The sequence below is a fragment of the Streptomyces sp. NPDC059002 genome (assembly GCF_042740435.1).
GTDB lineage: Bacteria > Actinomycetota > Actinomycetes > Streptomycetales > Streptomycetaceae > Streptomyces.
In genome coordinates this window covers 1-9,757 of sequence record NZ_JBHYJI010000001.1, presented here as the reverse complement: position 1 = coordinate 9,757, position 9,757 = coordinate 1, and the positions used below count along the sequence as shown (strand labels likewise).

Annotated in this window: 10 protein-coding genes and 1 tRNA gene; 6 read left to right on the top strand and 5 right to left on the bottom strand. The window is 71.8% G+C overall.

The genetic code is table 11. The features are described 5' to 3' along the window. Positions 1–241 precede the first annotated feature (241 nt). Together ACFWZ2_RS00055 and ACFWZ2_RS00050 are read left to right on the top strand one after the other, a co-directional pair. On the top strand, positions 242–1,240 hold the full coding sequence (locus ACFWZ2_RS00055; protein WP_384539349.1) for an alpha/beta fold hydrolase: 999 nt from the start codon (positions 242–244) through the stop codon (positions 1,238–1,240). Positions 1,241–1,297: 57 nt separating this feature from the next. Then, positions 1,298–1,678: an MmcQ/YjbR family DNA-binding protein gene (locus ACFWZ2_RS00050; protein WP_384539346.1), complete on the top strand. Its 381-nt coding sequence runs from the start codon at positions 1,298–1,300 to the stop codon at positions 1,676–1,678. 53 nt (positions 1,679–1,731) lie between these two features. Here the strand turns inward: ACFWZ2_RS00050 and ACFWZ2_RS00045 are convergent, their stop codons facing one another. After that, positions 1,732–2,646, bottom strand: a complete 915-nt coding sequence (locus tag ACFWZ2_RS00045) for a transketolase family protein (protein ID WP_384539343.1) — start codon at positions 2,644–2,646, stop codon at positions 1,732–1,734. A gap of 54 nt (positions 2,647–2,700) precedes the next feature. Then, complete coding sequence (locus ACFWZ2_RS00040; RefSeq protein WP_384539340.1) at positions 2,701–3,423, bottom strand: transketolase; 723 nt, start codon at positions 3,421–3,423, stop codon at positions 2,701–2,703. Positions 3,424–3,561: 138 nt separating this feature from the next. Here ACFWZ2_RS00040 and ACFWZ2_RS00035 point away from each other — a divergent pair. Then, positions 3,562–3,635 (top strand) — tRNA-Pro (locus tag ACFWZ2_RS00035). Between the two features lie 164 nt (positions 3,636–3,799). Here the strand turns inward: ACFWZ2_RS00035 and ACFWZ2_RS00030 are convergent. Next, positions 3,800–5,086, bottom strand: coding sequence for a lipase family protein (locus ACFWZ2_RS00030; protein ID WP_384539337.1), 1,287 nt, complete (start codon positions 5,084–5,086; stop codon positions 3,800–3,802). 285 nt (positions 5,087–5,371) lie between these two features. Between ACFWZ2_RS00030 and ACFWZ2_RS00025 the strand changes: the two genes are divergently transcribed. Further along, positions 5,372–6,730, top strand: a complete 1,359-nt coding sequence (locus ACFWZ2_RS00025) for a lipase family protein (RefSeq protein ID WP_384539334.1) — start codon at positions 5,372–5,374, stop codon at positions 6,728–6,730. Here the strand turns inward: ACFWZ2_RS00025 and ACFWZ2_RS00020 are convergent. Continuing rightward, positions 6,630–7,361, bottom strand: a complete 732-nt coding sequence (locus ACFWZ2_RS00020) for a TetR/AcrR family transcriptional regulator (protein WP_384539331.1) — start codon at positions 7,359–7,361, stop codon at positions 6,630–6,632. The two genes, ACFWZ2_RS00025 and ACFWZ2_RS00020, sit on opposite strands and share 101 nt — an antisense overlap. Before the next feature lie 87 nt (positions 7,362–7,448). On the opposite strand from ACFWZ2_RS00020, the gene ACFWZ2_RS00015 reads away from it, so the two are divergent. Together ACFWZ2_RS00015 and ACFWZ2_RS00010 are read left to right on the top strand one after the other, a co-directional pair. After that, the gene (locus ACFWZ2_RS00015; RefSeq protein WP_384539329.1) at positions 7,449–8,141 is read left to right on the top strand and encodes a methyltransferase domain-containing protein; all 693 of its coding nucleotides are present in this window, start codon (positions 7,449–7,451) and stop codon (positions 8,139–8,141) included. Between the two features lie 105 nt (positions 8,142–8,246). Then, positions 8,247–8,945 carry a phosphatase PAP2 family protein gene (locus ACFWZ2_RS00010; RefSeq protein ID WP_384539326.1) on the top strand — a complete coding sequence of 233 codons (699 nt, stop codon included), beginning with the start codon at positions 8,247–8,249 and terminating at the stop codon, positions 8,943–8,945. 2 nt (positions 8,946–8,947) lie between these two features. Here the strand turns inward: ACFWZ2_RS00010 and ACFWZ2_RS00005 are convergent. Next, positions 8,948–9,757: aminotransferase class III-fold pyridoxal phosphate-dependent enzyme (locus tag ACFWZ2_RS00005; RefSeq protein WP_384539324.1), on the bottom strand; the 810-nt coding region annotated here is incomplete at its 5' end.

Below are 9,757 nucleotides of genomic sequence, written 5' to 3'. Positions count from 1 at the left end.
CGCCCCCGAGGTCGCACGCGCGCGGAGCATGCCGGCCCGCGAGTCCGGCCAGGCGCGGAACGCCCCGAGGCCGCACGCCCGCGGGAGCATGTGCCGTCCCGCTCCACCCGGTCAGCCGGAGTTCCGAGGTCTCACGCGCGCGCGGGAGTCACGACGTCTCATGTCGCGGGAGCATGACGTCTCACATGCGGGGGAGGCTGAGCCGGAGGAACTCAGCCGATCTGCCAGGGAGCCCGCTCCGATGCCCGACCCCCGAGACGACGCCCACGACCGGACGACCACCACGCCCCCCACCGCCGCGTACACCGCGGGGCTGCTCACCGCGGCGGACGGCGTGCCCGTCGCCACCTACACCTGGCTGCCCGCCGACGGCAGGCCCCGCGCCTACGTGCAGATCGCGCACGGCGCCGCCGAACACGCCCTGCGCTACGACCGGTTCGCCCGCCACCTGACCGGCCACGGCTACGGAGTGATCGCCTCCGACCATCGCGGCCACGGCGCCACCGCGCAGGCCACGGGCGGCTACGGCGTGACCTCCGGAGCGGACGGCGCGAAGGACGCCGACAGTTGGCGGGCGATCGTCGACGACCTCAAGGCCATTGGAGACCAGGTGCGCACCCTGCACCCCGGGGTCCCGTTCTTCCTCCTGGGCCACAGCCTCGGCTCGATGCTCGCGAGGGACTACGCCCAGGAGTACGCCGACGGGCTCGCGGGCCTGATCCTCTCGGGCACGTTCCGGTCGCTGCCCGGCGCCGAGACGCAGCAGTCCGTCGCCCGCCTGGAACAGGAGATCGCCGAACGCGGCCGCGCGGCGCTCTCCTCGTTCGTGCCCGACCTCTTCGCCTCCTTCAACGACCCGTACCCGCACCGCACCGGCTTTGAGTGGCTCTCCCGCGACGAGGCCGAGGTCGACGCGTACGTGGCCGACGAGCGCTGCGGGTTCCCCTTCTCCGCGGGGCTCTCCCTCGACTGGGTGCGGGGTGTGCGCAAGATCAACGATCCGCGCAACCTCGCGCGCGTGCCCGCCGATCTGCCGATCCACATCGCGGTCGGCGAGCAGGACCCCTGCAACCAGCGCATGACGCTGGTCCATGAACTCCTGGAGGACTTCCGGTACGTGGGCGTCGAGGACCTCAGTTGGAAGGGCTACCGCGACGCGCGCCACGAGATCCTCAACGAGACCAACCGCGACGAGGTCCAGGAGGACCTCACGGCCTGGCTGGACGAGCGGGTCCTGTGAGGGCGCCCGGCGGCTGCCGACGGGTGACTGTCAGTGGCGTTGGCTACGGTTCATGGCATGTCGAAGTCCAGATCCCGTGCCCGCGTCACCTCCGATGACGTGCGCCGCCTTGCCCTCGCCCTGCCGGACACGGTGGAGAAGATCGCGTGGAGCATGCCCACGTTCCGTGTGGCCGGAAAGATGTTCGTGACGGTGCCCGACGACGAGACGTCCTTCGCCGTGCGCTGTCCGAAGGTGGAGCGTGACGAACTGGTCCTCGCCGAGCCCGACAAGTTCTGGGTCGCCGACCACGAGGCGGGCTCCGCCTGGGTGCGGGTGCGCCTCGCGGCCCTCGACGAGGAGGAGCTGACCGACATCCTCGCGGACTCCTGGCGGCAGGCGGCCCCGCCCCGACTCCTCGAAGCCCACCCGGAATTGGGGGTCCCGTCCGCGGGGTGAAGGGCGGGGAGCGCCGCCCGCCCACCGGACCCGCTCCCCGCGACCACGCACGGCTAGGCGGGCACCCGCTCGCCCAGGAACCCGGTGATCCGCTCGCGCAGCGATCCCGTGTCGAGCCCGTGCGCGGTCAGATGCTCGTCCACCGTGCCGTAGCGGCGCAGCTCACGACGGCCCACGCCGAGACCGAGGACCCGGTGCGGCAGGTGCGTGAGCGCGTCGTTCACGGCGCCCGTCGAGGTGCCCGCGAGGTACGGCTCGACGACCACGACATCGGTGCCCGTCCCGGCCCCGACAGCCCGGCGCAGCGCTTCCTCGTCGAAGGGCCGCACGGTCGTGGCGTACAGCACCGTCACGTCGAGCCCCTCGGTGGCGGCGACGACCTGGTCGAGCATCGGGCCGACCGCGACGACCACGCCGGACCGCCCCTCGCGCACCGGCAGGAAACGCTCGCCGTCGACCGGCAGCGCCCGCCCGTTCGACTGCACCGACAGGCGTACGTACACCTTGTCGTCGCCCGCGGCGACGGCGTGCCGCAGCAGCGCTTCGGCCTCGTCCGGGTGGCCCGGCACGTGCACGGTCCAGCCGTCGAGGGTGTCGAGCAGTGCCACGTCGCCCGGCGACATGTGCGTGAAGCCGCCCGCGGGCCAGTCGAACGACGCCGCGGCGCTGACCAGGACCCCGCCCACGCCCTGGTGCCCGAAATCGAGCTTGATCTGCTCGAAGGGCCGCTCCACGAGGAAGCTCGCGAAGGTGTGCACGACGGGCCGCAGCCCGGCGAGCGCGAGCCCGGCGCCCGCCCCCACCAGCAGCTGCTCCCTGATCCCGACATTGATCACCCGGTCCGGGTGGTCACGCATCGCCTCGTCGAAGCCGTCCTTGCCGATCTCGGCGAGAACGACGGCGACACGGGGATCCTCGTCGAGCAGCCGCGTGAGGACGGGGGCGAGGCGGTCACGCATGGTGTCCATGGCAGAACGGTCCTTCCGGAAGTGTGTACGCACAGGTGAGGGCGGTGTTCTCGGTCACGCGGACTTGGGCTCGCCCGCGTACTCCTTGGGCTCGACCCGCGCGACCACCACGCGCGGCCGTCCGGGATGCGGCGCCGTGAAGGCCGCGTACAGCGCGTCGTGGTCCCGCCCGTCCACGGTCTCGGCCGACCAGCCGGCCGCCTCGTACCGGGCGGCGATCCCGCCGGGCCGCGCATAGCTGGCGGAGGCGTTGTCGATCACGAGGACGTGCAGCTGTTCGAGCCCGGCGGGCCCGGCGTAGGCGATGGCCTCGTGATTGCTGCCCTCGTCCATCTCGGCGTCCCCGACGAGCACCCACACCCGGGGCCCGGTGAGGCCCCGCGCCCTGAGCCCGAGCGCCGTCCCCACCGCGATCGGCAGCCCGTGCCCCAGCGACCCGCTGCCGATCTCGGCGCCCGGCACGAGCACCCGGTCCGGGTGGTGCCCGAGCGGCGAGTCGTACGACCCGAAGCCCTCGAGCCAGTCGACGGGCAGGAACCCCTTGGCGGCGAGCACCGCGTAGTACGCCATGGGCCCGTGCCCCTTGGAGAGCAGGAACCTGTCCCGCGCCGGGTCCTCGATCCGCTCCGGTGTGACGTCGAGCACCCGGTCGTAGAGCACCCAGAGAGCGTCGAGCGTGGATGTCGCCGCGGGGCCGTGCTTCTCCGCCCCGGTCATCAGCCCCATCAGCCGGGGCAGGTCTGCGTAGTCGTATCCGCGTTCCGTGGTCGTCGTCATGCCGAGCAGCGTGCAACTTAAACCGCACTTGAGGTCAACAGAGACCCTTCCGCGGAAAGGGGTGAGCGATCACCGGCCGGAGTGCGGTATTGTTTCGGTGCGCGTTCGGCCAGGGGAAACCCCAGGTCACACGGGCAACGGGACGTGGCGCAGCTTGGTAGCGCACTTGACTGGGGGTCAAGGGGTCGCAGGTTCAAATCCTGTCGTCCCGACAGTGATGTCGGTGAAATCCGCAGTTCAGAGGCCGTCCGTGAGGGCGGCCTCTTTCTGGTTCCACGGCGGCCTTCTCGCTGCTCAGGGATGTCGCGTGCGATGCCCGCTCCCGGGATGGCGCCTGGGTCGTGCTCGCCTGGGGCCCCGGGAGCAGGCTCGTGGCTCACGTGCCGCAGTTGCCGGAGGTGGGCTGGCCGGCGAAGCGCTGGCCGAGCCACTCGAGGGCGGGACCGTTGCCCTGGATCGCCGTCCCGACATGGGACTGGCCGGGGAAGGACCGCCACTGGACGGCGTGGCCCTTCGCGCACCAGTCGGCGCGCAACTTCTGCCCCACCGCGTAGGGGATCGTCTCGTCCGCGTCCCCGTGGTACAGGAACGTCGGCGCCGACGGCCGCTTGGTCCCGATCAGCTGCTTGGCGATGGCCCGCTGCCAGTCCGGACGCTCCAGCGGGTTGGACGTCGTCACGTCCTCGATCGTCTTGCCGCGCCCGGCCTCCAGGACGGTCCCCACGCATTCGCTCCGGACCACGTCGGCGAGCTTGCGGCCCTCGGCGTTGAGGTACTTGTCGAGGTGGAGAGCCGGATCGGCGGCGTTCAGGCCGACGGCCGACATCAGCAGGTATCCGGCGCTGTCGCCGCCTTCGAGCGAGTCGGCGACCTTGGCGAGATCTGCCGGAACACCGCCGCTCGCCGTGCCCTTGACCTTCAGTTCAGGGGCGTACGCCGCGGCCATCTCGGCGGCCTTCGCGCTCGCGCCGCCGCCTTGCGAGTAGCCCATGATCCCGACCGGCGCCGTCGCGTCGACCCCGTACTTCGCGGCATCGGGGTGCCGCTGGGCCGCGCGCGCCGCGTCGAGCACCGCACTGCCCTGCGCCCTGGCGACCATGTAGGTGTGGTCGCCCGGCGTGCCGAGCCCCTCGTAGTCCGTGACGACGACCGCGTAGCCCCGTACCAGCGCGGCGTTGACGAGCGGTGCCTCGGTGGTCGTGCCGCCCGGGAAACCGGCGGACGGTGCGCACTTGTCACCGAGGCCGACGGTGCCGACCGCATACGTGATGAGCGGGCGCGGCGTCGTTCTGCCGTCGTCGGGAACGATCACCGTGCCGGAGACCGCGTTGGGCCGGCCGTTGGCCGAGGTCGACCGATAGGTGATCTTCCAGGCCTTGGTGGGGGTGGGGACGCCCGGCGTGTACTGGAACGAGGACGGCTCCGAACTGAGGATCGTGCCGGGCGTCTTCTTGCCCGGCTTCTTCTTGCCCGGATGCTGCCCGCCCTTGTGGTGCTCCCCGGCGTCGGTGGCCGCCCCGGGGGACTGGGCCGAGGGGGTCGCGCTCGGGGCGTCGTTCGGCGTGTGTCCGTTCTGCGCGGTGGCGGACCCGGGCAGAGCGAGCACCGCGACGGCGACGGCGGCACCCGCCGTCACCGTTCGCCTGCGTAAGGCTGATGTCATGCGGCTCTCCCAACTCTCCTGTGGGCAAGGGGGAGTGACGGCAGCACCCTAATGACCCGTCAGTAAGGCGGCCATAGCCAGAGCAGTGGTCGACCGCACTTGGCGTGACCCGACTCGACCGCCCGACAGGTGTCCCGGGGTATCGAGGGGATTCAACGAACTCTGTCGTACCTCTGGGCAACTGGCGTTACCGGTTGGTAAGTTGCGCTTCGCGTTACCTGCCGGTAACACCCCGGCGGGCTCCAGCAGTCATCCCGGTGAGCTGCTTCACGAGTCGAGGGAGTCATGGATAAAATCGCCGTTCGGCACATCGCCACCGCAGGTGTCACCGCGCTCGCCCTGACTGCCGCTCCCGCCGCAGCGGTCGCGTCCGCCCCGGCCGGCGGCTCGTCGGCGGCGACGGCCGCGTCGAGCGACTCGTTCTACACGTACGACGGCAGCAAGCCGCTGTCCTCCTACGCGCCCGGGGACGTGCTGAAGAAGCGGACGCTGCAGTACCACGTCGTCGGCATCCCGACGCCCGTCAAGGCGGTCCAGCTGCTCTACCGCACGACCGACGCGCAGAACCGCCCGTCCGCCGGGGTGACCACCGTGGTGCGCAGCCCGGGTGGCGACGGCAGCAAGGCCGTGTCGTACCAGTCGTTCTACGACTCGCTGAACCCCGAGGACGGACCGTCCCGGGCGATAGCGGGCGACCTCCGTCTCGGCGGCGTCATCGCGAACGCCGAGTCCCTCTTCGTGGCGCCGCTCCTGCTGCAGGGCTACGACGTCGTGATCCCGGACACCGAGGGGCAGTCCGCCGACTTCGCGGCCGGACCGGAGTACGGGTACAACACGCTGGACTCGATCCGCGCCGCCGGCAACTCCGCGTCGGGGACCGGCATCAGACCGGACGCCCGCTTCGGTCTCGTCGGCTACTCCGGCGGCGCCATCGCGACCAACTGGGCCGCCGCGCTCGCGCCGGGCTACGCACCGGACGTCGACAAGCGGCTGGTCGGCTACGCCGAGGGCGGGCTGCTCGTGAAGCCGTCGCACAACCTCAAGTACGTCGACGGCAGCCTGGTGTGGTCCGGAGTCATCCCCATGGCCATCATCGGTGTCGCCCGCTCCTACGACATCGATCTCAAGCGCTACATGAGCGATTACGGCAAGAAGGTGTACGAGAAGGTCGAGCATGCGTCGATCGTCGACGCGCTGGGCCGCTACCCCGGTCTGACCTGGAAGAAGATGGCCAAGCCGGAGTACGCCGACCCGAATTCCGTGCCCGAGTTCGTCGAGGCCGTCAACAAGATCAACCTCGGCTCGGCCCCCACCCCGACCGCCCCCGGCTTTATTGCGCAGGGCAACGGCGGCGTCCTGGAGGGCACCTTCAGCAACCGCCCCGGCGTCGGCACCGGTGACGGCGTCATGGTCGCCGGAGACGTGCGCGCGCTGGCGCGACAGTACTGCGACAAGGGCGACGCCGCGATCAAGTTCCGGCAGTACGACGCGCTCAGCCACGTCGGCGCGATCGTGCCGTGGGTGCCCAGCGCGCTGAGCTGGCTCAACGACCGCTTCGCGGGCAAGAAGGCGCCGTCCGACTGCGGCAACATCGCCCCGGGCAACTCGCTGGCGCCGGACAAGCCGGTTCCGCACGCCCGGTGAGTGCCTCCAGGGTCAGCTTCACCAACTCGGCCTCCAGCGGGGCGCGTTGTGGAGCGACCGTGGAGCGGAACGTCCTGGCGTGCAGCGTCGAGAGCAGCCACCACGCCCCGGTGCGCGGGTCGAGATCGGGGCGGATGTCCCCTTCGCGCTGCCCTTGCGCCAGCAGGGCGGTGAGGTGGTCGGCGAAGCGTTCATGGAGGGCGCGTACCGCTTCGGCCAGTTCGGGGTCGCCGGTGAGGGTGTGGGCGTCCGCGAAGAGGAAGCCGAGGGAGCCGCGGGCATGCAGCCGTTCCTGGTGGGCGGGGGCGAGGAAGTCCGCCAGGAGTTCGTCCACCGGGCGGCCGGAGCGGGCGGTGCTTTCGAGGAGCTCGCACAGGTGGCTGACGGCGTGATCGAGGACGGCCCGGTAGAGCGCGGACTTGGAGCCGAAGTTCTGGAAGACCACCGGCTCGCTCACCCCTACCCGGGCCGCGATCACGGAGACCTTGCCGCGCTGGTAGCCGGTCCGCGCGAAGACCTCCGTGGCGGCTTCCAGGATCGAGGCGCGGCGCTGCTGCGAGGTGAAGCGCACGCGCCGCTTCTTCCGGTCCGGTGATGCCGCGGGCTCGGGGACGGACTCGGTGGGGCTCACGCCCGCATCGTAGACCTCTTGGCGCCTTACTTAGTCGCGACTAAGCTCGAAGCACGGACTTAGTCGTGACTAAGTAAGGGGCGGGCCATGGGACTTGAGAGGCTTCTGCAGCACGGTCATCAGCCATCGCACGCCGACAGCCGGGGTCGGCTGATCGGATCCGCCCGCGCCTACGAGTTCTTCGGCGCGCTCTTCTTCGGCGGCCTGCGCGGCCGCGCCTACGACCGTCTCGCCGCCCTCAGCGGCGCCCGCCCCGGCGATCGCGTCCTCGACGTGGGCTGCGGCACCGGACTTCTGACGCGGCGCATGGCCCGCACCGTCGCCCCGGACGGATCGGCCGTCGGAGTCGACCCGTCGCCCAGCGTCCTCGCCTACGCGCGCGACCACACGACCGAGGCCAACTGCTCGTACGAGGAAGGGGTCGGGCAGGAGCTCGGCCTGCCGGACGCGTCGGTCGACGTCGTCGTCTCCTGTCTCGCCCTGCACCACGTGCCCGAGGACCAACGGCAGGCCGCCGTACGGGAGATGCACCGGGTACTGCGCCCCGGAGGCCGACTGATGCTCGCCGACTTCCGGCCGCCGCGCACCCGCGCCGCCCGGCGCCTGGTGGCCGGGCTCACCGCTCACACCATGGCGTACTACCGCGTGGAGCTGCCGGAGACCCTGGTCGCGGACGCGGGCTTCCGGCTGCGCGGGCGCGGGGATGTGCGGCCCTGGCTGCGGTATGTGAGGGCGGAGCGGCCGGGTGACTCCCCTCCGGGGACCTCTGTCGAGTTGTAGGGTGACAAGTCGCGGACTCGACGGGGGGCTTGCGTGGGATCGGCCGGCCGGAGCGGATCGGAAGCAAGGCTTGGGCGTGGTGGGGCGACCGGGTGCGGTGAGGCGGTGACCGGGCGTCGTCCGGTGTCCGCGGTGCTGCCTCCGTCGCTGCGTGCGTGGTTCGGGCTGCTGGCGGGTGTCGCCGCGCTGGTGGTCGTCGTGATCGGGGTTCTGTACGCCGACGACAGCACGCCCGGCGCGGTGGACAGGTGGATCTTCCCGCCGACGTCGGACAGCGTGCGGCCGCCGTGGCGGCACGTCGCCCTGGTCACGGACTCCCTGGGGGAGCCGGTGGGGGCCGCGACGCTGATCGTGGTCGCCGTGGCGGCCTGCCTGCTGCTCCGGTGTCCTCGCGCGGCGGTGCTCGTGGTGGCCGGGGTCGGTGTCACCGTGGTGACGGCGACGCTGCTCAAGTCCCCGGTGGGGCGCACCATCCACGGCGACAATCTGTCCTACCCGAGCGGGCACACCGCCTTCCTCACCGCGCTCGCCCTCGTGGTGGCGCTGCCCGCGACCGGTCGGCTCGGCCTCGGCAGGACGGGCGGGATGTCACTCGTGCTCGCCGCCGCGCTGGCCGCGGGCGCCGCCATGGGCTGGGCGCAGGTCGCCCTGGGCGCGCACTACTCGACCGACGTCCTCGGCGGCTGGTGCACCGCGCTCGCGGTGGTACCGGCGACCGCGTGGCTGGTCGACCGGGCGGCCGACCGGATCGCCGACCGGCGGGCCGAGCGGACGGCCGACGCCGGTCGGCGGGAGCGCCGCTGAGGTCACGCCAAGCGGCGGAACACCGGCTTCACCGGGCGTCCGGCCAGCCACGGGCCGGGGTCGGCGGCGTCAAGTGCCTTGCGGTACACCGCACATGCCTGGGCCACCACGTCGACGGTGCGGTCGATGTCGGCGTCGGTGAGCGCGCTGCTGACCACGAACGACGGGGCGAGGACCCCGCCCGCGAGGAGACGGCGCAGGAACAGGGTGCGATAGCGCTGCGACGGCTGCCGGTTCTCGTCGAGCGTGGCGAAGACCAGATTGCTGGCCCGGCCCCGGACGACGACGTGGTCGCCGACGCCCATGCCGGCCGCGGCCTCGCGGACCCCCGCGGCCAGCCGCTCGCCGAGGGCGTGCAGGCGCGCGGTGATGCCCTCCTCGACGTAGGTGGTCTGCACGGCCATCGCGGCGGCCAGCGAGTGCGTCTCCGCGCCGTGCGTGGTGGACAGCAGGAACACCCGTTCGCCGGGGTGGCGAAGGCCGCCCCGCTCCATCAGCTCGCGCCGCCCGGCGAGCGCGGAGACGGCGAATCCGTTGCCCAGCGCCTTGCCGAACGTGGAGAGGTCGGGGACGACGCCGTACAGGCCCTGGGCGCCCGCCTCGGACCAGCGGAGGCCGGTGATCATCTCGTCGAAGATCAGTACGCAGCCGTGCCGGTCGGCCAGTTCGCGCAGGCTCGCGAGGTAGCCGGGCGGGGGCTCGGTGTGGGATGCGGGTTCCAGGATCAGGCAGGCGATCTCGTCCTGGTACCGGGTGAGCAGTTCCTCCGTGGCGGCCAAGTCCCCATAGGGGAACGCCACGGTGAGCTCGGT

Coding starts and splice junctions, on each gene's coding strand:
- ACFWZ2_RS00055 (WP_384539349.1), top strand. CDS start 242: ATGCCCGACCCCCGAGACGACGCCCACGACCGGACGACCACCACGCCC.
- ACFWZ2_RS00050 (WP_384539346.1), top strand. CDS start 1,298: ATGTCGAAGTCCAGATCCCGTGCCCGCGTCACCTCCGATGACGTGCGC.
- ACFWZ2_RS00045 (WP_384539343.1), bottom strand. CDS start 2,646: ATGGACACCATGCGTGACCGCCTCGCCCCCGTCCTCACGCGGCTGCTC.
- ACFWZ2_RS00040 (WP_384539340.1), bottom strand. CDS start 3,423: ATGACGACGACCACGGAACGCGGATACGACTACGCAGACCTGCCCCGG.
- ACFWZ2_RS00030 (WP_384539337.1), bottom strand. CDS start 5,086: ATGACATCAGCCTTACGCAGGCGAACGGTGACGGCGGGTGCCGCCGTC.
- ACFWZ2_RS00025 (WP_384539334.1), top strand. CDS start 5,372: ATGGATAAAATCGCCGTTCGGCACATCGCCACCGCAGGTGTCACCGCG.
- ACFWZ2_RS00015 (WP_384539329.1), top strand. CDS start 7,449: ATGGGACTTGAGAGGCTTCTGCAGCACGGTCATCAGCCATCGCACGCC.